This window comes from Lacipirellulaceae bacterium (genome assembly GCA_040218535.1).
Classification (GTDB): Bacteria; Planctomycetota; Planctomycetia; order Pirellulales; family Lacipirellulaceae; genus Adhaeretor.
In genome coordinates this window covers 67318-92968 of record JAVJRG010000012.1, presented here as the reverse complement: position 1 = coordinate 92968, position 25651 = coordinate 67318, and the positions used below count along the sequence as shown (strand labels likewise).

The window sequence follows — 25651 nt, the reverse complement described above, 5'->3', positions numbered from 1 at the left end:
AGTTATTCGCAAGCATTCAACGAGCGTGCAATAGTGCAGCAGATGGACGCAAATTGGTGATCTAGTATTAGCTGATTGATACCGTTTCTTCGCTAATCACACACGCCAATTCACCTGCTGGCGAGCTGTGAGCGTTGTTCTTTGTGTTTACCTTTGCTCAACCATAGTCTCTCGACTAATATCTGTTGCAAACGTAAACCGTGAGGGAAATGTGGAGCTTTTCGACGGCGTTGTGATCGCGGAGCGGTACAGGATAGTGAAGAAAATTGGTGCAGGAGGTATGGGCTCAGTCTACATGGCCGAGGACTTAGCCCTGCGTAATCAACGAGTGGCGTTGAAGCTGCTCTCTTGGGGGCTTTCAAGAGACGAGAATCACCTCAAACGATTCGACCAAGAAGTCTATTTGGCTCGAAAACTCTCTCATAAAAACATTGTTCGTGTCTTTGATAGCGGCACGTCCTCAGACGGGTTGCGATTCATCGTAATGGAGTATGTTGAGGGAGAGACTCTTGCCGATGCACTTGAAGAACGAGGTGCCTTCAGTCTTGGTTCAGCACTTGTGTTTCTTCGCGGAATTGCTCTCGCCCTTCACACTGCTCACGCCGAAGGAATAATTCACCGCGACCTCAAACCATCAAACGTAATGGTCACCAAAGCCGGAGCAATCAAGTTAGCCGACTTCGGTATCGCAAAGTCGCTATTTGAGGATCAGGGCCTTACTCAGACTGGCAATGCCCTCGGAACCTCATACTACATGGCTCCTGAGTTATTCAGCAGTGGGGGATTCGATACTCGTGCGGACATCTACGCGTTTGGGATAGTTGCGTTTGAACTCATAACCGGAAAGAAGCCGTTTGAAGCCGATGGCCACGTCGCTTTGGCCGGAAAGCACATCGCGGAGCGTCTTCCTACCCTTGGTGAGTTTGGGGCGACTGCCCCCTCCTGGTTTGAGACGATGGTTAGGCGGTGCGCTGCAAAGTCACCCGATCACCGCTACCAGACCGCTCGCGAGCTTGTAGTGCTTTTAACTGATAAGTTGAAGACTGAGGGCATCATCGCCAACGACGATGCGATGAGGCACCTTCGAAAGGAGAAATCTGAAAATCAGAAGAGGCTTATCCAACGAGTTTGGAACTTCCTGAGTCGCTTTTGGTCTGAGCTAAGCGTTGTGCGGCAGAATCTTATAGCGGCAACGTTTCTAGCTCTCAGCTACTTAATTCTGGTGACGCCAGCCAACGGCCTCTTAGGAAAAGCCAACCTTTGGTCCCTTGACACTTGGTTCATGCTGCGTGGAGCGACAACGCCTCCCAAGAACATCGTTGTCGTTCGGATAGATGATGAGAGCTATGAGCGACTAGGAGCGTCAGAACTAAGGCCTTGGCCAAGAGAGCTTCAAACAAGACTCCTTCAGCGCTTAGCTGATGCGAAGCCCCGTGGAATCGTCATAGATTTTGTCTTCAAGGAGGAAACCGAGCTGGCTACCGATAATCAGTTAGCTGCTGCGATGGCTCATTCTCCAACCTTCATCGCAGAGGGTGTCCAGCACCGTGTACGGGCAACTTCCAGCGGAGTGATTCGTACTACAACGAAACGAATCCTCCCAATCCCTAAATTTCAAGAAGCTGCTGCGGGAGTCTTCTCGATTGGGATTCGACAGAGTAGCGGAGTGATTCGCGAGTTTCCACTCGTTGGCAGTAGCAGTTTTAACTACCCTCCGCTTGCACCAGTTGTTTTCGGTGATGAGAACTTCGGGTATCACCAAGTACCCTCATCAAATGATCTAATCAACTACTACGGCCCGAACGGAACGCTTCGAAGCGTTTCTTTTGCTGACGTACTGTCGCTTTCAGATGCCGAGCTTGAGCCATTCAAAGACTCCTGGTTTTTGATTGGTTTCCACCGAACATTACCAACGCAGTCAGTTAGACCAGATATGTTTCAGACCCCGTATTCTGGCAAAACGGCTGGTGTCGAGATTCACGCTACAATGCTTGGAAACCTCTTGCAAGGCGACTGGATTCGAGGCCTTCCTTCAAAGGTTATTGCTTACGGGGGTGCATGGCTGGTATTCTTGCTCGCTCTCGGGTTTCGATTGCTAAATTACAAGAATCTTCTAGCAGCGACTGTAGCGTCAGCGGTATTGCTGCCAACGCTCCAGTTCGTTTGGCTCTTTCAGGGCTATTTCATCCCTCTGACTGGCGTCGCAGTTGTTGTCGTTCTAGGAGGCTTGGTTGAGGTGATTCTCAGAAGCGGTCGAGCACAACGCATCGCTCACCTGCTTATTGAGTAACCTATCCATCGTTTCCTTGACCGCCGGCATTGTCGCACTGAATGCCATTTAGATTCTTACCAATGCATCGGAAGTTCTTCTTTGCGGATTGCCCAGTTGAGCTGATGCCAGCTAATGCGAGAAGACTGATCAAGGCAATCGCTATGGCGTACTCAAGTATAGCGGAGCCATTTTGGCTTCGTCTGACTGTTGTCAATACTTCAGATACCGCTCTCATTAGTAAATTAGTCGGCAGAAACCCGACGAACTAAAGGTTTTATGAATGTGTGAAATGAACTCAAACTATGCGTTCTCACATCCTACCGTACTTGTTAGCACTTCTGGCGACTAGAAAATCTCTAGGGGTGGAGCTACTAGCCTGATTTAGTCCGTCTTGAGCAAGTCATGATGTGGCATGAAGCGATTCCAACAAGCAGCAAAGATGCTGGTTCTGGAACATGAACAGGATAAAGAAACTGTCGCATACCATAGTCATCATTCATCAGCGGGACTAAGTTTGATGCTGGATTACCGAGGGGATCATCGTCTGCACGACTTTCCATCAGGAGTTCGATGCCGACTGTTTGAAGTCCGGGATCACCCTGTGGCACTGTATAAACCGAAAGCGGTGACGAAGCAGGGTCAAAAGGGTTCACCAACTTGGCCCAAGAATTTGTCAGCGTCGCTCGGACAGAATCGGCATCCGAGCCATCGAAGTTGTCGTCAATAAAATCTGGATTGATGTCGCTCTCAAGATCGCCTAGCCCAATTGCATGGCCTATCTCGTGAGTGAGCACTCTTCTGAAAATGTCTAGCTTCCATACTTTCGCAGAGTTGGAGTTCATTGAGATGTCTACACCAATGAAGGTTGTGCTGCCAGGGTAGTTATCTACCCCAGATGTGAGGTTTGCAGGCTTGTTCGAGAAGTTCCACGCAGCAAAGCCATCCATACCATCAGCCCCTCCGTCGTAGCCGAAGATGTCAATCTCGGCTCCGAAGAAACTCACCGATCCGAAGCTACCATCTCCGTCAGCGGGCGTAGCTAGGTCTTCAACAAAGCGTATGTCGGTACCAAGTCCGGTTACGGGATCTACAGATTCCCAAGCGCGGAAGGCTTGTTTCACTGCATCAGCGAATGCAGAGACCGACGGAGCATCACCATCCCAGGTGAAGCGATTCCTGAGCGCTTCGTATGAGCCTCCTTGTAGCGAGTAGCGAAGTCCGCCATCAAGCGAACGTTCAAAGCCTCCAATTGAGTACGGCTTGGCATCCCAGCGAAGGCCACCCCTGAGACCATCACCATTGATGATGGTGCCTGCAAGTCCGCAGGCGGAAGAAGCATTGAGAATTAAGACTACGAGATGGGTAAGTATCAGGGGTCTGGCGAAAGGCATGAGCCGCTCCATGAAAAAGGGAGTGCGACACAAGCATTCCGCCGAAGGGTTACGACACCCTGTACGAGCATGCAGGGCCGCACTCCCCGTTCGGGGAGCGGCCACGGCAAGTGCTCGCAAAAAAACAGTGCCAACAGGCACCGGTCGTAATTTTCGGCGGAGCTTGAGCGTGGATACGCGTCAAAATAAATTGTCGCCCTCATTCTAGCTGGCGTGGCATTCCCGATCTAGCTGCACGAGTGCTAGCTAGCTGAGCGAACCATTCCGGCGTCACTCCATCAGCTCTAGCAATCGGCACATTGGAAACATAAGCTTCTCGGGTACATGGACTTACGGCGTGGGAAAAGTGAAGCCCCCGAGCCTCGTGTGAGCATTTTTCGAGGAATCCAACTGGATTTGTCTGGTAGCCTAGAAGTGTCTAAACTAATGGATTGTGCCGAACCGATTGATTAGGTAGGTACGCATGCCTTCCAGACCATCCAAAAGTGAGACCAGCGTGTTTCGTCGTTACGACAACTTGAAGCGTGGAGTTGCCCTGCTTGGGGTAGCGCTCGCGTTGTTGTCTGGCGTCGAGCATACGCATCTGCTTTGCCAATTGGGCGGATGTGCGGAAGTCGCTACGGGCCAATCGTGTGAGCATCATGACGCGGATGAGTCTGCGGCAACGACCTGTTCACACTCATGCAATTCGCCCGCTCCCCGGATAGCTGCGAAGCCTTCGACCGCGAAGCTGGTCGATAATGACAGCGGATTGGCTCATCAAGACGGTTCATGTCCTTGTCCTCCTGACTGCTGGTGCAACCAAACGCCGCAGCCGTTGGAGCTGCCTCGGGGGCCGTCGGAATCGAGCGTAGCTCAGTTAATCGTTCTGCTATCGAGTGGTTGCTGCACATCTGTCGCCATTAGCGTTGATGCAGAGCCGTACAACAGTACTAACAGTCTGCTCGCACAGACTTCGCCAGAGCGTTGCGCTTCGCTTTGTCGCTTTCTAATCTGATTTCTATGCCGCAAGCCTTCTGCTTGCCGCCTGCGTATCCGTTGCTCAAAGCCGTCCCTTAAGGGGCGTGTCGATTGAGCCAGTCGTGGATACCTTGCTTCTCGTTTTGCTGGCAGTTCTTGCTGCGCTTTGTCGCGTGCAGTGAACCTTTACCGTCAGTCCAATTTCTTTCAAGGAGAAGATTATGCACAGGAAGTGCTACCGAACCTACGGCTTTATTACGGCGTTGGCGACCGGCGTCATCGCGCTCAATTCGAATGCTGCGGTCGCAGCTTCGCGTTTGGCTGCGACTCAGGTGGAGATTGTTGATGAGGCAATGTGCTGTGCTGGTTGTGCCCGCAAGGTATCGGGACAGCTCTACGCCACACGTGGCGTCAAGGAAGTGGGCGTGGATATGAAGTCACGCACGCTGACAGTTTCGCTGCCTGAGCCAACCCCCGCAATGCTCGGCCAACTCTGGCACGCCGTCGAAAGAGGTGAGGGAACACCGACGAAGCTAGTCACCGCTGAGGCGACTTACACGCTGCTCCGTCCCGAAGTCGATCCGGCAATTCCGCAGCCACGTGTCGCATCGCCACTGACTATTGTGATCGATAATCTTCATTGCAAGGGCTGTGCGAAAAAGATTGCCGCTCAACTCTACACGCTCAAGAGCGTAACGAGGGTCAGCGTGGACATGGAAAAGGAAATGCTGTTTGTGGAGACGCACCGCGATGTGCAGCTCTCGCCGTGGGCCTTAGTAGACGCCGTATCGAAGGTCAAAGAACGACCACTGGCCATCTTCGGCAGTCATGGCGAACTCAGAGTTGAGTATGCGTCCAAAGCAGCCGCGAAGCCCCATCACCAAGCCCAACAACCCCGAGTCGGAGGGATTTCTCGATGAGTAACTCAGCAAAAACATCAGCCAGCACGCTCTGTTGTGTGTTGGCAGTAGCTTTCACCGGCTTAGTAATGACGACTGGCTGTGGCACGGCGACCGAATCGCCCGCTGTGGCTTCGAGTTCTGTACCCAACATCGACGCTAGTCAGTATCGACTAGAGGAAGAACCCGAAGGTGCGGTCGGCGTTATCGCCGCACGTGAGTCGGCAGAGGATGGCACCCCAATTGTGCTGGTGGGCCGAGTTGGTGGAACGGCGCGGCCCTGGGTCGATGGCCGTGCGGCGTTCACGATGCTTGATGCTTCGATGTCGGTCGTAGCCGAGGGAGAAGATTCTGACGAAGAGGGTGAACTATGCACGGGAGACTGCTGCGCCTTGGAACGCCAAAGCTGCACCACGCTCGTGAAAGTCGTTGATTCACAGGGCAAGCTCGTGCCAATGGACTCGCGTGAACTGCTCGGCTTGAAAGAGTCCGACATGGTCGTGGTTCAGGGGATCGCTAAGAAGGACAAGACCGGGAATTTTGTGATGCTGGCCAAGGGCGTCTTTATTCGCAAGTAAGAACCGTCGAGCAATCGTCTGCTGAACCCGAACTTGGGCATCACGCACACTGGAGACAGCAACCATGTTAGGTCAAAAGCTACTGCCTTGGGATTACGGCGTGCGGAACTTGTTCCGCCGTCCGTCCCGCAGTGCGCTCACACTCGGCGGTCTTACGATCGTGGTGCTGCTAGTGCTCGTCGTCGTGGGTTTTATCCGTGGCCTTGAGAAGTCTCTCGCGGCAACGGGCAATCCGAACGTAGTGCTCGTCTATGCTTTATCTTCGGGTGCAGACATTGAGAACTCGTCCATTCCTGGTCGGACGCCTTCCTTATTGTCGGCCAGCGTTGACGGTGTGCGTCGCCAGCATGGCGTGGAGTACGTTTCGCCGGAGCTTTATTTGGCAACGCGTATCACTGCATCAGGCATGAGTGAACCAGGAATGGGCCTCGTTCGTGGTGTTACAACCACCACTCCTCTGGTGCGAGACAAGGTTCAGCTAACGGAAGGCACTTGGCCGCAAAGTGGTGAAGTGATGGTTGGACGCCTCGCTCACTCAAAACTCGGAGCGAAGGAAGATGATTTGGCCGTTGGGCAACAAGTCAGCTTTGACGGGCAAACCTGGACGATCAGCGGAAGCTTCACCGCGGCGGGTTCAGCATTTGAGTCAGAGATTTGGGCGCCATTGGCGGATTTGCAAACCGCACTGAAACGACAAGACCTGAGTATGGTTGCGGTAGCAATGGATTCGCCTGATGGCGTTGCCGATGTGGACCTGTTTTGCCGCGAGAGGATTGATCTGGAACTTAAAGCCGTGTCGGAGAGTGGCTACTACGCCTCTCTTCAAAAACATTACAAACCAGTTCGCATGTTGGGCTGGGTGGTCGTGGCATTGGTTGCCGGTTCGGGAATTTTCGCCGGACTCAACACGATGTATGGCGCTGTGGTGGGTCGGGTACGCGAACTCGCAACGCTCCAAGCCCTCGGTTTTCGTCGGCGAGCCATCCTACTGACACTCGTACAAGAAGCGACGCTGCTCGCTTGTGCCGGAGCGATTGTCGCCTGTGTTGCGGGACTGCTGCTTGTGGATGGCACTGCCGTTCGCTTCACGATGGGGGCTTTCATGCTCTCAGTCGATAGCGTCGGTATAGCGGTGGCCTGTGGTGTCGCAGCGCTACTTGGGGTCGTCGGGGCGTTGCCCCCTGCGGTCAAAGCAATGCGACTGCCTGTGGTCGAAGCCATTAAGTCCATTTAATCAACCGCTACTAACGCAGTGATGCGAAAGGCATCCGCAAGTCATGTCCGAACAATCATCACAACTTGATCTTAGCCGATTAGCTGTTGACCGCAGCGGACCGGGAGAAGGTACGCGCGTTCGCATCAAGCGTTCGTGGTTCACCAAATACGTCCTGCCTCTCGCCATCCTCATTGGCTTCGTGAGTCTGTTTGGCTGGGCTGCTCGGGACAGTTTTTTGCCTGCCCAATCGATCACGATTACGCCGGTCGTCGTGAGCCGAGCCGAAGTTAAGCAGGAAGGTACGCCGCTGTTTCAGGCAGCAGGTTGGATCGAACCTCGACCGACACCGGCGATGGCGTCTGCATTAGCTCCCGGAGTCGTAAAAGAAATGTTGGTCGTTGAGGGCCAGCACGTTAAACAAGGTGAACCAGTCGCCACTCTGATTGATACCGATGCGAAGTTAGCGCTCGCCGAAGCCAAGGCCGCTTTTGAATTGCAAGAGGCAGAAGTAGCTCGTGCAGAGGCGACCCTTGCTGCTGCCACGACGAATCTCGCGCAACCGACCGAGTTGCAAGCGGCACTCGCGGATGCGGCGGCAAAGCTGAATGAAACCGAGATCGCCTTGAGCAATTTGCCGTTCGCGATCGAAACGGCTAAATCACGCCTGCAACTAGCCAAAGAGAATGTTCGGCGTAAAGAGTTGGCGGGAGAAGCGATTTCCGGGCGAGTCTTGCGTGAAGCTCGGAGCGAACTGGCCGCCGCAGAGAACGTCGTGGCGGAACTGATTGCCCGCGAGCCAAGGCTTCAATCACAAGCGCAGTCACTCGCCGATAAGCGTGACGCTCTCAAGAGACAGCTTAGCCTATTGACCAATGAGACGCGGGCCGTCGCCGAGGCCAAAGCGAATCTAGCGTCTTCTATGGCGCAACTCGCACAAGCACGCCTTCGCGTCGAAGGCGCCGAGTTACAACTAGAGCGAATGGTTGTCCGCTCACCCATTGATGGCTGCGTGCTTCGCTTAAACGCTCGACCGGGGCAGTGGCTGTCCGGTGCTGGCTCTTCGGCCTCTCAGGGGTCAAGCGTCGTCGTTGGGTTGTACGACCCACAGAACTTGCAGGTACGGGTAGATGTTCGCCTTGAGGACGTGCCACAAGTACAGATCGGTCAGCCAACGCAAATCGAAACAGCAGCGGTTTCAGCGCCACTGGCAGGCGAAGTGATTTCCGTCACTACTTTCGCAGACATCCAGAAAAACACGCTGCAAGTCAAAGTGGCGGTTAGCGATCCCCCATCGGTCATTAAGCCAGAAATGCTGGGTAAGGTGACGTTTCTTGCTCCGCCTTCACCAGTCGTTGACGACGAGCAGGGCGAATCACCGCTACGGCTATTCATTCCGCAGTCACTTGTCGTCTCTGGCGAACAAAGTACGCAAGTCTGGGTAGCCGACCTCACTAGGGGAATCGCCCAACAGAAAGCTATTCAGATTGCCCGTGGAACAACTGACGGCGGACTGGTCGAAGTGACCAGCGGGCTTTCACCAACGGATAAGTTGATCGTCGCGGGACGAGAATCCGTCGTCGTGGGAACACGCATACGCGTCACTGGTGAAGATCGAACTCTCTCGGGCAGTAACAGCTCACTAACAACGAGCGAACCCGCTACTCGCACCGCAGCAAACAACTAGCCCAAAAGGATCAAGAAATATGTCACTCGTACAAGTCACCAATGTCACCAAAGAATATGCGAACGGCGAAGAAACGATTCGCCCGCTGGATGGCGTGAGCCTGACGGTTGAAGAAGGCGACTACATTTCTCTGATGGGAGCAAGTGGCTCCGGCAAGAGTACGCTGCTCAACCTAATTGCCGGCATTGACCGAGCAACTTCGGGCGAAATCGTCGTCGCAGATACTGACATCACGAAACTCTCACGTGGCAAGCTGGCCGACTGGCGAGCACGGCACATCGGCTATGTGTTTCAGACGCACAATCTGATTCCTGTGCTGACCGCCTATGAAAACGTCGAGCTACCGCTCTTGCTGCTGCCGATGTCGGCCGCCGAGCGTCGCAAACGGGTCGAAATTGCGATGGAAGCGGTTGACCTCACTTCACGAGCAACTCACTACCCACGGCAAATGTCGGGTGGCCAGGAACAGCGGGTAGGTATTGCGCGGGCCATCGTTGCCAACCCTACGGTGGTCGTGGCCGACGAACCGACGGGTAGCCTTGATGACGAGACGACCGAGCAGATTCTCACTCTCCTAAGCCGGATCAATAAAGAACTCGGCATGACGCTTCTGATGGTCACCCACGATGCTAGCGCGGGCGCGCGAGCGAGGCGGCAAATTCGGTTGGAGCGTGGCCGATTGATGGAGAACGGCAAGGCACTACAAACAGCTCATTTACAAACGGCTTAATCATGTCCAAGTTCATTCCTTACGTCTTCAAGAGCCTGTGGCGGCATCGTGCCCGGACGCTCCTGACCGTCAGTGGCACGGCAGTCGCGCTGCTGGTGTTCTGCTTCATTGGGTCAGTGCAGCAAGGCTTGCTCGCACTGACCTCTGGTGACGACGCTGGGCGGACGCTCATTGTCTTTCAGGAGAATCGGTTCTGCCCGCAAAGTAGTCGATTGCCGCAAGATTATGAAAGTACCATTGCGAAATTACCGGGCGTGCAAGATGTCGTACCGGTCAAAGTATTTACAAACAACTGCCGAGCCAGCCTTGATGCGATTGTGTTTCAGGGAGTGCAGCCGGAAAAGCTGAAGGCTTGGAGGGATATTGATTTGCAGTCGGGTAACTGGTCAGCCTTCTCCGGCCAAGACGACGCCGCCCTTGTTGGCATTGATGTCGCCACACGCCGAGGCCTGAGCGTTGGTGACAAGTTTACTATCGGCGACGTGTCGGTTCTCGTGCAGGGCGTGTTCAAGTCACCCACTGCCGCCGAGAACAACCTGATCTTCACTCAGCTTGAGTTTTTGCAGAGGGCACGGGGAGCAAACGACGTAGGCACCGTAACCATGCTAGAAGTGCATCTCAACGACACTGCCGACCCCGAGGCGATGGCAAAACAAATTGACCAAGAGTTTTATGCTGGTCCGGTCGGCACGACCACTCGTACTAAGGGGATGTTCCAAGCCGACACCCTTGCGGACCTTGCCGAACTGATTGGCTTTGTGCATTGGCTCGGCTACGCATGCGTTGGCTTGGTGCTGTCTCTCGTTGCAACCACAACGGTAATGTCTGTGCAGGATCGCATCAAAGAACATGCTGTGCTTCAGACTTTGGGTTTGCGCCCTTTCCGGGTCTTCCGACTAGTGCTGATTGAGAGTTTGCTGCTAAGCACAATCGGTGGCATTATAGGCGTGCTTGGCAGCATCCTACTGCTGTCAATTTCTGGTATGTCCGTAGCTGCTGAGGGAGTCACGATAGCTTTTGAACCCTCGTTGGCGATCGCACTCCAGGGTGCTGGGGTGGCATTAGGAGTAGGGGTTTTGGCAGGGATCGCTCCAGGATGGCAAGCATCGAATACAGAAATCGTTCAGGCGCTTCGACACGCGTAGCAGGTCGATTTTCCAGACGAATATACACGGTAACGGGAGTTCAAGGATGACAAAATGGTCACCATTATTTGGCGTTTTCGCTATCGTCTTCTCTGGGTGTGCAGCAAGTGCACCGCAGCCCGATAAACCAAACGTTGCGCTCGCTGCACAAGCTATCAAGCAGGTCGATTATGAAAAACCTCTGACTCCCGAGTTGCTCCAGCCACCCAGTCTAAGCGAACTAGAATCCATAGATGCTGGTCCCGCACTTTCGGATAGCGGTTTAACACTGCCAGTGTTAGAAGAGCTAGCCTTCTCGAGCAACCCATCGGTTACTCAGGCGGAAGCTCGTGTTCAAGCTCTCCGCGGCAAGCTGGTGCAGGTCGGATTGCCGCCGAACCCGACCGTAGGTTACGTCGCTGGCGAAATCGGCAACGACGGAGCGTCTGGCCAGCAGGGAGGCTTCGTCGGCCAGGAGATCATTACTGCCTCGAAACTCCAGAGGAACCGTGCTGTAGTCGGAGCCGAAATTCACAAAGCGGAACAAGAGCAGGCGGCAATAATTCAGAAAGTTCGCACCGACGTTCGCACTGGTTACTACAACACTTTACTGGCCCAAAGACGTGTAGAGCTAGCTGAGGAGTTGGTTCGCATAACCACTGAAACAGTTGATGCTTCTCGTGCGTTATTGAATGCCGAGGAAATTCCTGTAGCTGGTTTGCTGCAGACTCAGGTACGACTGAAGAATGCGCAAACGATGGCTAGAACGAGTAAGAACGCGCTAAGGCAAGCGTGGCGTGGCTTAGCGGCAGTTGTTGGCAGACCTGATTTGGCTCCGCAAACTCTTGTCGGAGACATACGTCAACTACCCCAGTCTTTAGATTGGGAGGAGCAGCTAAAGCGTCTCCAGACACAGAGCCCAGAAGTAGCGATTGCGATGGCTGAGGTTGAGCGTACGCGATATGCGTTGGATCGCGCAACTGTGGAGGCAATCCCCGACATCAACACGCAGCTTAGCGTTCAGTATGACGATGCAACACAGGATACCATCGTTGGTGTACAGTTGAGTGTTCCCTTACCAATGTGGGATCGTAATCAAGGCGGTATCCAGCAAGCACAAGCAGAGGTCAGCGGTGCAAAGAAGAATGTAGATCGAGTTATGTTGAGTCTAAACCAGCGACTATCTACTGCCTTTCGCAGGTACACCGATGCAACAGTTACCGCCGAAAACTATGCATCAGACATTCTCCCCTTAGCAGGACGGACGCTTGAGCTGGTTCAACGGGGCTATAAGCAAGGAGAAATCGGCTATCTTGACCTGTTGGCAGCGCAGCAGACATTTTCCCAAACAAATCTGGCCTATTTAGATGCGTTAGGTGCTCTCTGGGGAAGTTACCTTCAGATCGATGGCCTACTGCTTGAAGGGAGTCTTAATTAGGTGCTACTTAGTTGCCACCAAGGCAGTCGTACTCCAAGTGCTTGTCTAGACGGCAATTACAACTTCGTGCTATAAGCTTATCAGTCTCTTTTATAATCAATTAGTGTTTGGAATGTCTCAGTTTACCGCGCTTGTTACTGCGAGCTGTATCTTAATCCACGCGATATTCGGGTGTTGCGCCCATGAAGCGCACGCTGCGAAGAGACATACTTGTACGCACCATGGTACTGAGACCGAGCTTCACACCTGCGATCATCATAGAACAGAACAGCCTAGTCTGGCTCTTGATGACGGTGGCTGTACTTGCATTAAAGATTCTCGTACGCCGGAACATTCATGTTCGCACCCACAATGTAAGTGGCTTCCTCCAGAAGTTCGTCAAGATGTAGGCTCGCTTGCCTCTGGGCTTGGAATGAGTGTCATCTGGACTCCGTACGAACCCCGGATCGCTACGTTCGCCTCCGGTAATAGTGAGGGTGCCTATTCGGCAACTGGATGGTCTTTCGCGCCATCGGTGCGCGCACATTTGGTGAATTGCGTACTTCTTATCTGAGCCCTTTTTTACGGGGCTGCAGAGCTAGTACATCTCACGGTGCACTCAGGTTCTGCTCTGATGATAAGGCTTCTTCAACTTAGCCTTGCGTTGTTCCCGGTCCCAAAACCCTAGATGTTTTATGCGCGTATTGCTGCGCTAGCGATTAATCGCGGAGATTTCCCTATGAACTTTATAACAAATCGACCTTTGTTTGGCGTGGTAACAACGGGCCTCGTCTGCTTGCTCCTAGGTGCGATAGCCTTACTGACACGTGAGCGCTGGCTTCCAGGCTTCCAATCAGCAACGACTGAGCCTAAAGCAGAACACCGGCTCAACAGCGAGGAGGACCATCACAGTCATGCCGGCCACAACGAAGCTGCTTCAATCGAGTTGAGTGCGAACGCGCTACGAAACATTAGCTACAAACCATTCGAAGTGACTTCGACACAGTTCGTCAAGAAGCTTAGCTTGCCAGCGATAGTAGTGGAGCGGCCCGGACGTTCGCAGCTGCATATCACATCGCCATTGACTGGCGTTGTTACTGCGATTCACGCAGTTCCCGGAGAAGCGGTCGGACCAGAGCAGCCATTGTTTGATATGCGGTTAACTCACGAAGAACTCGTAGCGGCACAACGAGATTTTCTTCGTACCGCTGAGAACCTTGATATCGTTAACCGTGAGATTGCACGTCTTGAAGGCCTCGGAGAGGGAGTTGTCGCTGGCCGACGAATATTGGAGCAAAAATATGAAAAGCAAAAGCTTGAAGCATCCCTTCGCGCCGAGTCAGAGGCAATGCGTCTGCACGGAATCACTGAGCCGCAAGTACAAAATATCCTGAAAACACGTCGCCTTTTTCGTTCTATCACTGTCCGTGCCCCAAAGCACACCGATGAAGGCGAGTCTTGCTCAGGTGAACATCTGTTTCAAGTCCAGAAATTAGGCACTGCTCAGGGGGAACAGGTTGACGCTGGCCGTGAGCTTGCAATGCTCTCTGACCACTGCCGATTACATATTGAGGCGATTGCCTTCGAAGACGATGCCGATGCTATTCGTTCCGCAGCGAGAGCGAACAGGAACGTTACAGCTAACTTAGTCTCAAGCAACTCTAAGAGCGGACTCATTAACGGACTTGAAATACTTTATGTCGCTGATCAAATCGATCGTGTATCGCGGGCATTCAAGATTTATTTGAGTCTGCCAAACGAAGTGGCGCTCGACAAGACTCTTCCGGATGGTAAACGATTCATCGAGTGGGTCTACAAGCCTGGCCAGCGTCTGGAAGTTAGCGTACCGATCGAAACCTGGGAAAACCAACTGGTTGTTCCCACGACGGCAGTCGTCGATGACGGAGCAGAGTCGTATGTCTACCGACAAAATGGCGACCATTTCGATCAGGTCCCCGTACATGTAGTCCATCGCGACCGGAACGCCATTGTCATCGCTAATGACGGTGAGCTGTTTCCTGGCGATGTGATTGCCGGTAGCGGGGCGTATCAGATGCATCTGGCTCTCAAGAACCAAGCTGGCGGCGGGGTCGATCCGCACGCTGGGCATAACCATTAAGCCCGCGAAGGATAACTCCTATGCTGAACGCTATCATACGATTCTCGCTGCATAACCGCCTGTTAATCATAGCGGGTTCGCTATTCCTGCTGGGCTACGGTGGTTGGCAAGCTGCCCAATTGCCAATCGACGTGTTTCCCAACCTCAATCGACCCCGCGTGGTGGTAATGACTGAGGCTCCCGGTATGGCTCCGGAGGAAGTCGAAACACTGGTGACGTTTCCGATTGAGACGGTTCTCAACGGAGCAACCGGGGTGCAAGCCGTGCGGACTTCTTCAGGAATTGGGCTGTCGGTCGTGTATGTCGAGTTTGATTGGGGCACTGACATCTACAACGACCGCCAAATCGTCGCCGAACGGATGGCCTTGGCCACCGAAACGCTCCCGCCGGGCGTAAGACCTCAATTGATGCCCATTTCGTCGATCATGGGGCAAATCATGATCCTCGGCATGACCGCAGGTGAAGAGACTACGCCAATTGAACTGCGAACGCTTGCCGATTGGACGGTCAGACAACGGCTACTCACAATCCCCGGTGTGTCGCAGGTGATTGTGATGGGCGGCGACCGCAAACAGTTCCAAGTGCTTGTCGATCCCGACTCCATGCTTCGCTTCGGCGTCACTTTGCATGAAATCAAACAGGCCATCGAAGATAGCAACCAAAACACAGCGGGCGGATATCTCGATGAGCAAGGGCCGAGCGAATTCTTGGTCCGTTCCTTGGGCCGCGTAACCTCGATTGAGGAAATTGGCGACATTGTCGTAAAGCAGCGTGAGCGACAGTCGATCACACTCTCCCAAGTCGCCAAGATTGTCGAAGGGCCGCAAGTCAAGCGGGGCGACAGTTCTGCCTACGCCAGAAACGAAAGCGGCGAGATGGTTGGCGGCCCCGCCGTCGCACTTACCATTCTCAAGCAGCCACAGGCTGACACGCGAGATGTGACCGCGCGTGTTATCAAAGCACTTAAGGAAATGGAGCCGACGCTGCGGGACGATGTACATGTTCTCCCTGAACTCTATCAGCAGAAGGAGTTTATCGATCTGGCTGTAGAAAATGTCGTAGAGGCACTCCGCGACGGGGCAATTTTAGTGGTCGTTATCCTCTTTCTGTTCCTGATGAACCTCCGCACTACGCTCATCACACTCACGGCCATTCCATTATCGATCGTCATCACAGCGCTCGTATTTGCCGCCTTCGGCCTCTCAGTCAATACGATGACCCTCGGGGGTATTGCGGTCGCGATCGGCGAACTGGTGGATGACGCGATTGTCGATGTCGAGAACATCTTTCGTCGGCTCCGCGAGAATCGCCAGAGCGATAACCCAAAGCACCCGTTGTTAGTGGTCTTTCAGGCGAGCGTGGAGATTCGCAACTCGATTGTCTACGGGACGATCATCGTTGTACTCGTCTTCGTGCCGTTGTTTGCCCTGTCGGGAATGGAAGGGCGGTTGTTTACTCCGCTAGGAATATCCTACATCGTCTCGATTGTCTCATCGCTCCTTGTTTCACTTACCGTCACTCCGGTGCTTAGTTACTTGCTATTGCAAGGTAAAGGGAATGCCCAGGAAGAAAAGGATGGCTTGCTGCTTCGCGGATTGAAGCGTCTTGCCGATGTGGTAATTCGGCTTAGCTTGCGGCTGTCATGGCTGATCCTCGCAGTTGCCGCTCTTACCGTGGTGGTCGCTGGCTGGGCAGTAATCCAACTAGAAAGTGATTTCTTGCCGCCGTTCAATGAAGGGGCAGTGCAAGTCAATGTGCTGATGCCACCTGGAACATCGCTAGCGACTTCCAACGAGGTTGCACTGCGAGTTGAGCAAAGACTAGCTCAACTGGAGGACCTTACTGCGTTTGTTCGCAAAACGGGCCGTGCGGAGTTGGACGAACATGCCGAAGGGGTCAATGTCACCGAAATCATCGCCTCAGTCGATCCACACTCTGAGCGGTCAAGGGAAGAAATCATCGAAGAGATTAACGAAGCCTTGGCCGACATTCCTGGGATTGTCACTGCCGTCGAACAGCCGCTTGCCCATTTGATCTCGCATATGCTCTCAGGCGTCAAAGCGCAAGTCGCCATCAAACTCTACGGTGACGACTTAAATGAGCTGCGTCGTCAAGCTCAGGGCATGGAGGCGGCAATTCAGAATGTCGAAGGGGTACGCGATCTGCAAGTCGAGCAGCAGGTCATCATTCCGCAGCTACGTATTGAGGCGGATAGTCGAAAGCTAAAAACCTTCGGTCTGCGTCGTTCCGACGTCAATGAATTCGTTGAAACAGCTATGCAAGGCGAGGTCGTTTCTCAAGTGCTTAACGGCCAGCGCACTTTTGACTTGCTAGTCCGCTTAGGCGAGGAATTCCGGGAAGACTTGGCCTCGCTGAAACGATTGCAAATCGACCTGCCAGACGGTGGTCGGGTGAAGCTGGAAGATGTCGCCCGTATCTACAAAGCGGGTGGTCCCAACACGATCAACCGAGAACAGGTGCGTCGTCGCATCGTCGTGCAGTGCAATGTGTCGGGCCGCGGGCTGGTCGATGTGGTCGAGGATATCAAGCAACGTCTTAAACCGATTGTAGCAGAGCTAGCCACAGGATACTTCGTTGAGTACAGCGGACAATTTGAGAGCCAGCAGTCGGCGTCTCGAACGATTGCCGTCCTCTTTGCCGCCTCACTGGTTGGCATGTTTCTTGTGCTTTACAAAATGTTCCAGTCAGCCAACCTGGCTTTGCAAGTGATGGTGGCCCTGCCGATGGCCTTCATTGGCAGCGTCGCCGCACTCTACCTCACAGGGCAGACACTCACGATTGCCAGCATGGTCGGATTTATTTCCTTATGCGGCATTGCGTCTCGCAACGGCATCCTGCTCATTAACCACTACTTGCACCTTGTGAAATACGAAGGAGAAGGGTGGACCCGCGATATGGTGGTCCATGCTGGAAAAGATCGATTAGCTCCCGTGTTGATGACCGCGCTTACCTCTGGCATTGGGCTCGTACCATTGGCACTTTCGGCGGGCGAGCCAGGTAAAGAGATTCTCTACCCTGTGGCGACTGTCATTATTGGGGGGCTGATTACAAGTACGCTGCTGGAATTTCTCGTCCGACCCGCTCTGTTTTGGACAGCAGGCTTGAACGCCGCGCGGGCAGTGGTCGAGTCATCGAAAGAGCGTGTGGAACTAATCGAAGAGGATGAACTTGCCGCCACCTCCACCAGTGCGGCCACATAACACTTGTCCCGTTAGGCGTCGCGTGACGCAACATTTTCACTGAAAGGAAACGTCCGATGAAGAGTGCATTTCAATTATGTCGTCAACTTGCGTTGACGACGCTTAGCCTCACCCTAGTTGCCGCAATGGGTTGCGGAGAGAGCAGCCCTACTGCGACTAGCCCCTCGACTGCGGCGGATAGACATGACCATCCCTCCGAGGGTCCGCACCACGGTAGTCTGATCGAACTCGGTAGCGAGGAATACCACGCCGAACTAGTACATGATGATGCGGCGGGGACGGTCACAATCTATCTACTTGATTCGGCGGCTATAGCAGCCGTACCGGTTGATAGCAAGCAACTGCAAATCAACCTGAGCCACGATGGCGAAGCTGAGCAATTCGAGCTGCTTGCCACCTCTGACGTTGGTGATCCTCCTGGTAGAGCATCGAAGTTTGTCTCAAGCGATGCTGAACTGGTGGAAGAACTTGACCACGAGGGTGTCCAAGCCCAGTTGGTGGTTTCGATTGGCGGGAAGCAGTATCGGGGAGCCATTGAACACGATCACGATCACGAAGGTCATGATCATTAGTTGTCTAACGCTTGATGGATGGTTGATTAGGACGGGAAAGCGAGACTGTGGTGACTTGCCCCTGCTCGCTACTGCACTCGCTTTCCCGTTGTTTTAATTCACTAAACGCAACGACTTGCCAACAATGCACTGCATCCAGACTCGGCACAACAATCCGGCTAATCAATCGGAAACAACGGGAGTGCTTATTTCGCATGTGAAGATTGCCGAAATCGTCTCACGATAAGCCTGTTGTGATGCTGATCGAGTCACTCGATAGACGCTACCTAACGGTGCTAAAGAAATGATATGCATTAGAGATAGAGCGAGGCGTCTGTGATGATGGTAATGACTACGGTCGTTTTGCCAAGATGTCTGTGAAAAGAGAATGCACGTGTAGGAAGAAATAATGTCACAAGAAATTCAACTACGTATTCATGGGATGGATTGTGCCGAAGAAGTCGGGATTCTCAAGAGAGAGTTAGTGCCGTTGTTGGGTAGAGATGAGCGATTAGCGTTTGATTTACTCAACGGTAAACTGACCGTTGACCTTCAAGGGGTCGATGTACCAATCGAGAAGATCTGGGCAGCGATTGAGCGTACCGGTTTGCGTGCCGAAGTATGGGGCGATGATCCAAAGAGCGACAGCGATTTGACGTTTTGGAAACGCAACCAACGTGCAATCCTAACTACGACTAGTGGCGTGGCCGGTGCGATCGGTTTGGGATTGCAACTGACGCTCAGCAAAGCGGACGAGACTGTTTCTTTACTGGCCATCGTTTTTTATCTCGCTGGCATCATCGCTGGTCTGGTGATGGTCCTCCCGAAGGCTTGGCGGTCGTTCGTTTCAGTTCGTCCTGATATGAACCTCTTGATGTCTATCGCAGTTGTGGGGGCGGTACTTATCGGCGAATGGTTCGAGGGTTCAGCAGTTGCTTTCCTGTTTTCGTTCTCACTACTGCTTGAGTCATGGAGTGTAGCCCGAGCACGCCGAGCCATTGCTTCATTGATGGACTTGTCACCGCCGACCGCTCATCTGCAGGATGAAGCGGGTGAAGTTAAGGACGTACCTCCAGCGGATGTCCCTGTTGGATCTACGGTTGTTGTTCGTCCAGGTGAGAAAATGCCGCTTGATGGGCGAGTCATTCGTGGCATCAGCGGCGTGAATCAAGCACCTATTACCGGAGAAAGCGTGCCGGCAGATAAGGAAGCTGGTGATGAAGTGTTCGCCGGAACCATAAATGGAGACGGCCTGTTAGAGATCAAAACAACCAAAGCTGCTGCTGATACGACGCTTGCTCGCATCATCAAAATGGTCGGTGACGCAGGCTCCAAGCGTGCTCCATCGGAGAAATGGGTGGAGAAGTTCGCAGCCATCTATACACCCGTAGTTATGATTGTTGCCTTACTGATGCTGGTGATTCCAACGCTGGCTTTCGGAGGTGAGTGGTCCGAATGGCTCTACCGCTCGCTCGTATTGCTGGTAATCGCGTGCCCATGTGCACTCGTGATTTCAACACCTGTGAGTGTCGTAGCTGCCTTGGCTGCTGCTGCTCGCAACGGCGTTCTCATTAAGGGGGGAGTATTTATTGAAATCCCCGCTCGATTAAAGGCCATAGCGATGGATAAGACCGGCACATTGACACGGGGGGAACCGGCAGTTGTTGACGTAGTACCGATGAACGGACATGACGACGCGGAACTTCTGATGAGAGCCGGTGCATTAGAACTAAACAACAACCATCCCTTGGCTCGTGCGATTGTTGAAGAAGCCAAAAACCGAAACCTGCAACTCGTCCCAGCCGACAAGTTCGAAACCATTCAAGGCAAGGGGGCAGCGGGAATCCTTAACGGCAAGCCCTTTTGGCTGGGTTCGCATCGCTTCTTGGAAGAACGTGGGCAGGAAACTCCTGAGATTCACGAGCAATTGGAGTCCATGCAGGAAGCCGGACGGACCGTCGTTGTAATTGGAAACAATGAGCACGTTTGTGGATTCATCACACTGGCGGATGCCATTCGCAAAGAAACCCGTAACGCGATTGCCCAACTTCACGAAGCGGGTGTCGAGCAACTCGTGATGCTGACCGGTGACAACGAAGGCACGGCCAAAGCGATCGCTAGGGAAGCAGGCATTGACGAAGTTCATGCAGAGTTACTTCCTGAAGACAAAGTGACTGCCATCGAGCGGCTAGTCAAACGACACAAACACGTTGCAATGATCGGCGACGGCGTTAACGACGCACCGGCACTGGCTCGTGCATCTCTTGGTCTTGCGATGGGAGCTGCCGGAAGTGACGCTGCCATTGAAACGGCTGACATCGCGTTAATGTCTGACGATCTCTCAAAGCTGCCTTGGTTAATTCACCATTCACGTCGCACCCTGCGAGTAATTCGTCAAAACATTATCTTTTCGCTCGCCATCAAGGTGCTATTCGTGGTTCTGACATTTGCTGGTTTCGCATCACTATGGGCCGCAATAGCTGCTGATATGGGAGCGTCCCTGCTCGTTATTGGGAATGGCTTGCGTCTGCTCAAATCGTGAGAACTAAGTTCTATGTTGCAAAATGAGGATTTGCCTATCTGCAATCTTTTTATGCTACCAATGTGATGCTGCGTCCGAGCAGACGTATCTATCCTGTTGTTGCTTGATGGCCCAGTGAAAACACTTTGAAGGTTCTCGGAATGCCTTGGCGCGGCTTGAAAAATTCACAGCGATGCCTATCGAGTGTACTGTGTGGACGCTAGCTAGTCCCCGGCGGATTGTAGAATAAAATCAGGCCTGTTCGATCCCTGGAACCTTTGAGCTTGAGGTAGAGGATTCAAGAGCTTGCTGCATGCTTTTTTTGACCGTTTCTTTGGTGCCCCCAGAAGCAAGGGCTACAAGAGAAGATGACTGACCGGATTATGTAAGCCAGAGGAAAGGGTGAATGAAGCGAGCCTCAGCGTTGTCTCGTTTTTAGGAGACTGCTTTCTTAGGCTGCTTCATTCCCGGAACAAGCGAATCAAATTCGATCGTATTTCGCACTGCCTTTCGTATCATCAAGAGCTTTTCTAGTACGGGTTTTGCATCTTCTATCAAGACGAACCAACGACGCTTAAAGTGAATGCTTTCCTCTATGAGGCCATAACCTCGAAGCTCATCGCGATTAGCTGGTACACCGCTTAGAACAAGCTCGATCACTCTGTCGCCTGAGATCATAGCACGTCGAAGTCTCCACCCGTTATCAAGCTCAAGCGTTGAACCTCCGGCTACCAGCTCAGTTAGCTCTTCAATCGAGGCAGCGGCGAGGGGAGTACCGATTCCAAGACGTTCTTTCACTTGCGGAACGTCTTGAGAATTCAGCCTGAGTCCTACGAGCGATGATCCGTCAGCAAGTCTTGCCCGAGCAATCTTCGCCGTCTGAATTCCGGTTCGCCCCATCACCTTATCGTAAATGGGAAAGATAGCCCCGCTAAGCACATAGAACTTACGTGATTCAGTGCTTGGAGTTCGCTCAAACTCAGCGTCCCACCACTGCTTGGCATCGAATTTCTCGACTTCACGATACTTTGCCACGAGCTCGCTGCGTTCAATTGAGCGAGCTTGGCCCCTTACTGAAGTAAGCGATAGGTCGTTTCGCTCATCGCTCCAATGAGGAGCTACGGCGTATAAGCGACCGCTTTTTAGGTTCTGAAAAAAGCCAAGCTTCGCATCAGATACTGCAACAGTAAACGAGTTCCGAAGAACCTTAACTTGGCCTTCAAGCTCATGGAGCTTTGTTTCAGCACCTGAGGCTGGGTCAGTGAAGAGCACTTCTGGCTCACCGACTTGACGAAGCTTTGTTGCCCTGACTTCCTCAACGCCAAAGTCAAACGAGCCCTGCCGTTTGGCTGCTTCGACTGATCGCTGATACCGCTCATAGAAGAGGTCAAAGATTCTATTCTGGTCTACAACGTGGAGCACCATGATGCGGTTTAGAAATTGCTCAACGTTAGACGCGTAGCTGTCGCGGACGGCTGATCTTTCACTGTTGAGCACGCCCATGCGGTCAAGGGTGCTAAGACTCAGGCCAGCTTCCAGGTGTTCGTTTAGCTGCACCTCTCGATAGAGCTTTGAAAGAGCACTTTTCCCAAAATGATCCGTTACGTCCTCGGGGCGAAAGAGATCACTCGAAAGAGAGTGCCGCTCGCCTTTAGTGAGTGCTCCGAGTGCTGCGAGCCGCTTTGAGACGGAATTGACAAGTCGTTTTTGCCCAGCCAGATCGACGAGGACGAGTCGAACGATTGGTGCAGACGATTGATTTGAGCGATGCACGCGACCAAAGGCTTGCATCTGCTGGTCTGCTGACCACGAAAGCTGAAAGGCGTAAAAGACCCTTCGGTCTTGGTTCTTAGCGTGTCTGTCGGCATGGGTGCTGATTCCTGTGGAACCAGCTCCGGAGATAATCGCAATCCGCTTCTCGCCGTTCTGGAAGAGTTTTGTCTCGTGTGCATTGAGTTCTCTACGAGATACACCGCGAAGCTTTCGCCTGACGTACTTCCCGTGTTCAAAGCGATGGCTTCTCCCACTGATTTCAGCGACGTTCTCAACTCCAAAGTGGGAAATGATGGCGTCAAGCGGATTCTGTGGGAAGTCAAGGTCAGCAATCTTGTCCAGCAGCGCTTCCTGCTGGCGTTGGTTCTCGCGATTGATCTCAGGATTGCCGTCCTCGTCTTCAACTCGAACGCGTACGACATTTCCTGTTACTGGGTCAGTTTTCTCGATGAACTGATGAATCGGGAAATGGTTTTGGACGAGCTGCACAATCATCTCTCGCGGCGTTGCGTCTAGCTCTGAAAGATCAATACCAGAAGCACGAGCTTGCTGTACTTTTCGCTCGGTTTGAGATTCTCCAGTATTGAAGAGACTAAGCACAATGGATCGCCCAGAAGCTAAGTCATTTTCGATAGCTGGAATTAGGTCGGGGAGGGTGTAGGCCATCATCAGCTGGAGAAAGAATCGTTGTTGAGCAGAGTAGAACTGAGAATAGCGATGTCCGTTTCGCTTTTCATTGGCGTTACCTTCAGCCCCCTCAAAAGCAAACAGAATCTCTGACCAAAGATCAGCGATACTGTCGTACTGACGACGCTCAGCTTCTGAGAGGCGATGTAAAAGCGGCTCATACTCAACTGCCGAATTAGGAGCGACGGAACCGTCAGGCTCTCTACTTGGACCGTAGCTGATGGTTCGAGAAAGATACGTTCCAACACTTTTAAGGTCGCGACAGAGCATTTCCATTGCGGCAACACCCCCTTGTTCCATAGCAATCAGAAAAGACTGAAAGCTTGCGAAAGGTGCCCCTGGTCCCCAGAGTCCAAGTCGCTCATAGGGTGCCATGTGACGGGCTTCGGTAGCTCCCGTAGCTGAGAAGTATCGAACACGAGCGTCAGGAAACATTCGTTGTAGAGCGATTCCCATATTTCCACGAAGCGTCCCGCGATCAACCGTAGCTTTACCACCATGCGGGGTTGCAGCAGCATTCTTCATTAAGTGAGCTTCATCGAATGCGATGACGCCATCGAAGTCATCGCCTAGCCATTCAGTTAGTTGCTTGAAGCGTCGCCTGCCGCCTCCGAAATCATTGCTTAACATGGTGTAGGTCGAGAACACGACACCTTGGTCAGCGAGGATGGCATCGTCTGGCTTTAGCTTCGCCTGATGGATGAGGGGAAGCGGCAAACCCAAAGCGTCACGGTCACGCTCAGCATCGGTGCATAGCTGATGCGTGGCTGAAATGTGGACGTGACGGGTTCTGCCTTGAGCATACTCGTTGAAGATGAATGCATAGAGTTCTCGCCCTTTTCCGATTCCCGTGCCGTCACCGTTCCAATGGCCTTTGCGGCTACCGTCAGAAAGCAAAACGCTGGTTGCTTGTCCAGCGTAAATTACGTCCTCAATCTGAATGTTTGACACTCGCGATTCAGCAATTACTTCTTTTGGCAAGTGATGCTGATAGGTAACAGCCGGTGGTTCAACGCAGGCCATCGCCGTCGACTCAACCACGTTCGCTGGATGAGGGTGAGAGCCCTGAACGACCGCTTTTTGGACGCGATAAGCGGCAAAGACCGATCCCTCTTCAACGTCAACAAGCTCAGCCTTGGCGTTCGTATCAAGCTGCCCCACTGAGTCTGGAATGGTCGCCGCAGGCTCGACAACTGCTTGTACTGGCTCCTCATCAAAGAGTGTCCTTGCCCCCGTAAGCTTCCTTGACATTTTAGGTATGGCAGAAGTTGCCACACCCCTTGGAATCATCGTCGCCGTTTGCTCTCTGATGTTTTCCGTTGCGAGATGTTTGAGCGTTTCGTATGCCTCAAACGGACTAAGCCCACCGCCGGTTATTACCTTATCAATGCTCTTGGTTGGCCCGGTGTTGTCGAGAACAATGAGCTGCTGATCGAATGTTGTTCCAAACTTGCCGTAGTGCCGCCCGTCCAAACCAATGTTGGCCCGCACGTTAAAACGTTTTCCAATGCGGGTCCACCAGTTACGCATCGTTGGCCGCTCAAGGCCCATCCCACGGCCAACGATCGCAACTAGCCTTCCTCCTGGCTTGAGGCGAAGCAGAGCTTGCTCAACGTGCCGAGCACCAAAGGCTGTGCTGTGCCCGTTGACTCTCCCGCCGGTTGCTGAGAATGGCGGGTTCATTGTAACGACATCAAACAATGCACCTGCTGGTAGCAGGTTGTCGAGCCTCTCTGCATCGACACTCGTAGGTTGATAGCCTTGAAGACGAAGCAGGCCAAGGCGTCTGTCGTCAATCTCATTGGCTGTGACGTCGCCACCAGCTAGTTTCGCGAACACAGCGATGTTGCCTGTACCAGCACTTGGCTCAAGGACCGATTGCTCTGCTTGAATTGCAGCCACTTTTGAGAGAACGTAGGCAAGCGTTGGAGGCGTGCTGAACTGCTGCAGCTCAATTTGCCGCTCATCACGTTTACTCTGCCTTGGAAGCCGCTTTTCGGCATCGCTTAGCCAGGCTATGACGCTCTCTGGATTCTCTAGGTCAAGTTCAGCCTGTCGAACATAGAGATTGAAACCCGCTTCAACAGCATCGTAAGTATCCCTAGCATGACCAGCTCGCGAGCCGAAGAACTCAACAGCGAGCAGCTCAACTGCTGGATTAGTGAAGTTAACGGTCGTGTCTTGAGCGAGAAGCGCTGAAAACCGAAGAGCTAGCTGACTGACAGGGGAAGTATCTCTGGGAGCCTCTGGCCTTGGCGGAAGCTTAGGTGCTGCATCGAAGTCCAGCAACATCTGCTTTTCTGACGAAGCTCTCTGATTCTCCTTACTACATATACGGCTTACTTTGACTACTGCATTTGGCATTACTTACTCCACAAACCCACTCGTAGCAAGCAATGCACTGAGTGAGAAAGCGGTGATATGCTAAAATTCGTGTCAGCCGTTTCATAAGAGGGGAGCCTGAGACATTTCTCTAATGAAGAGATAGACTGTTCTTTGCTTTGTTCC

At 52.9% G+C, this 25651-nt stretch carries 15 protein-coding genes; 13 read left to right on the top strand and 2 right to left on the bottom strand.

What is annotated here, in order from left to right:
• Nucleotides 1-127: 127 nt before the first annotated feature.
• The gene (locus tag RIB44_14370) at nt 128-2290 is read left to right on the top strand and encodes a CHASE2 domain-containing protein (protein ID MEQ8617754.1); all 2163 of its coding nucleotides are present in this window, start codon (nt 128-130) and stop codon (nt 2288-2290) included.
• Between the two features lie 353 nt (nt 2291-2643).
• On the opposite strand, the gene RIB44_14365 is transcribed toward RIB44_14370, so the two are convergent.
• The gene (locus RIB44_14365) at nt 2644-3675 is read right to left on the bottom strand and encodes a hypothetical protein (GenBank protein ID MEQ8617753.1); all 1032 of its coding nucleotides are present in this window, start codon (nt 3673-3675) and stop codon (nt 2644-2646) included.
• A 451-nt stretch (nt 3676-4126) separates the two neighbouring features.
• Between RIB44_14365 and RIB44_14360 the strand changes: the two genes are divergently transcribed.
• The 12 genes from RIB44_14360 to RIB44_14305 all read left to right on the top strand — a co-directional run bounded on the left by RIB44_14360 (nt 4127) and on the right by RIB44_14305 (nt 20704).
• On the top strand, nt 4127-4660 hold the full coding sequence (locus tag RIB44_14360; GenBank protein MEQ8617752.1) for a hypothetical protein: 534 nt from the start codon (nt 4127-4129) through the stop codon (nt 4658-4660).
• 184 nt (nt 4661-4844) lie between these two features.
• Entirely contained in the window at nt 4845-5543 is a 699-nt protein-coding gene (locus tag RIB44_14355) for a cation transporter (protein MEQ8617751.1), read from the top strand.
• Nucleotides 5540-6100: a hypothetical protein gene (locus RIB44_14350; protein MEQ8617750.1), complete on the top strand. Its 561-nt coding sequence runs from the start codon at nt 5540-5542 to the stop codon at nt 6098-6100. Before RIB44_14355 ends, RIB44_14350 begins: the two co-directional genes overlap by 4 nt.
• 64 nt (nt 6101-6164) lie before the next feature.
• Nucleotides 6165-7334 carry an ABC transporter permease gene (locus RIB44_14345; GenBank protein ID MEQ8617749.1) on the top strand — a complete coding sequence of 390 codons (1170 nt, stop codon included), beginning with the start codon at nt 6165-6167 and terminating at the stop codon, nt 7332-7334.
• A gap of 43 nt (nt 7335-7377) precedes the next feature.
• On the top strand, nt 7378-9000 hold the full coding sequence (locus tag RIB44_14340; GenBank protein MEQ8617748.1) for an HlyD family efflux transporter periplasmic adaptor subunit: 1623 nt from the start codon (nt 7378-7380) through the stop codon (nt 8998-9000).
• Nucleotides 9001-9019: 19 nt separating this feature from the next.
• The gene (locus tag RIB44_14335; GenBank protein MEQ8617747.1) at nt 9020-9730 is read left to right on the top strand and encodes an ABC transporter ATP-binding protein; all 711 of its coding nucleotides are present in this window, start codon (nt 9020-9022) and stop codon (nt 9728-9730) included.
• A 2-nt stretch (nt 9731-9732) separates the two neighbouring features.
• Nucleotides 9733-10875: an ABC transporter permease gene (locus RIB44_14330; GenBank protein ID MEQ8617746.1), complete on the top strand. Its 1143-nt coding sequence runs from the start codon at nt 9733-9735 to the stop codon at nt 10873-10875.
• Between the two features lie 46 nt (nt 10876-10921).
• Nucleotides 10922-12292, top strand: coding sequence for a TolC family protein (locus tag RIB44_14325; GenBank protein ID MEQ8617745.1), 1371 nt, complete (start codon nt 10922-10924; stop codon nt 12290-12292).
• Between the two features lie 718 nt (nt 12293-13010).
• Nucleotides 13011-14390, top strand: coding sequence for an efflux RND transporter periplasmic adaptor subunit (locus RIB44_14320; protein ID MEQ8617744.1), 1380 nt, complete (start codon nt 13011-13013; stop codon nt 14388-14390).
• A 20-nt stretch (nt 14391-14410) separates the two neighbouring features.
• On the top strand, nt 14411-17611 hold the full coding sequence (locus RIB44_14315) for an efflux RND transporter permease subunit (protein MEQ8617743.1): 3201 nt from the start codon (nt 14411-14413) through the stop codon (nt 17609-17611).
• Nucleotides 17612-17667: 56 nt separating this feature from the next.
• The gene (locus RIB44_14310; protein MEQ8617742.1) at nt 17668-18183 is read left to right on the top strand and encodes a hypothetical protein; all 516 of its coding nucleotides are present in this window, start codon (nt 17668-17670) and stop codon (nt 18181-18183) included.
• Between the two features lie 388 nt (nt 18184-18571).
• Complete coding sequence (locus RIB44_14305) at nt 18572-20704, top strand: heavy metal translocating P-type ATPase (protein MEQ8617741.1); 2133 nt, start codon at nt 18572-18574, stop codon at nt 20702-20704.
• A 414-nt stretch (nt 20705-21118) separates the two neighbouring features.
• Here the strand turns inward: RIB44_14305 and RIB44_14300 are convergent, their stop codons facing one another.
• A complete protein-coding gene (locus RIB44_14300; GenBank protein ID MEQ8617740.1) occupies nt 21119-25507 on the bottom strand; it encodes a strawberry notch family protein in 4389 nt (1462 codons plus the stop codon).
• Between the last annotated feature and the right edge of the window lie 144 nt (nt 25508-25651).

What these genes read in the sequence shown, in the direction of transcription:
- RIB44_14365 (MEQ8617753.1), bottom strand. Translation starts at nt 3,675, where the DNA reads ATGGAGCGGCTCATGCCTTTCGCCAGACCCCTGATACTTACCCATCTC.
- RIB44_14360 (MEQ8617752.1), top strand. Translation starts at nt 4,127, where the DNA reads ATGCCTTCCAGACCATCCAAAAGTGAGACCAGCGTGTTTCGTCGTTAC.
- RIB44_14355 (MEQ8617751.1), top strand. Translation starts at nt 4,845, where the DNA reads ATGCACAGGAAGTGCTACCGAACCTACGGCTTTATTACGGCGTTGGCG.
- RIB44_14350 (MEQ8617750.1), top strand. Translation starts at nt 5,540, where the DNA reads ATGAGTAACTCAGCAAAAACATCAGCCAGCACGCTCTGTTGTGTGTTG.
- RIB44_14345 (MEQ8617749.1), top strand. Translation starts at nt 6,165, where the DNA reads ATGTTAGGTCAAAAGCTACTGCCTTGGGATTACGGCGTGCGGAACTTG.
- RIB44_14340 (MEQ8617748.1), top strand. Translation starts at nt 7,378, where the DNA reads ATGTCCGAACAATCATCACAACTTGATCTTAGCCGATTAGCTGTTGAC.
- RIB44_14335 (MEQ8617747.1), top strand. Translation starts at nt 9,020, where the DNA reads ATGTCACTCGTACAAGTCACCAATGTCACCAAAGAATATGCGAACGGC.
- RIB44_14330 (MEQ8617746.1), top strand. Translation starts at nt 9,733, where the DNA reads ATGTCCAAGTTCATTCCTTACGTCTTCAAGAGCCTGTGGCGGCATCGT.
- RIB44_14325 (MEQ8617745.1), top strand. Translation starts at nt 10,922, where the DNA reads ATGACAAAATGGTCACCATTATTTGGCGTTTTCGCTATCGTCTTCTCT.
- RIB44_14320 (MEQ8617744.1), top strand. Translation starts at nt 13,011, where the DNA reads ATGAACTTTATAACAAATCGACCTTTGTTTGGCGTGGTAACAACGGGC.
- RIB44_14315 (MEQ8617743.1), top strand. Translation starts at nt 14,411, where the DNA reads ATGCTGAACGCTATCATACGATTCTCGCTGCATAACCGCCTGTTAATC.
- RIB44_14310 (MEQ8617742.1), top strand. Translation starts at nt 17,668, where the DNA reads ATGAAGAGTGCATTTCAATTATGTCGTCAACTTGCGTTGACGACGCTT.
- RIB44_14305 (MEQ8617741.1), top strand. Translation starts at nt 18,572, where the DNA reads ATGTCACAAGAAATTCAACTACGTATTCATGGGATGGATTGTGCCGAA.
- RIB44_14300 (MEQ8617740.1), bottom strand. Translation starts at nt 25,507, where the DNA reads ATGCCAAATGCAGTAGTCAAAGTAAGCCGTATATGTAGTAAGGAGAAT.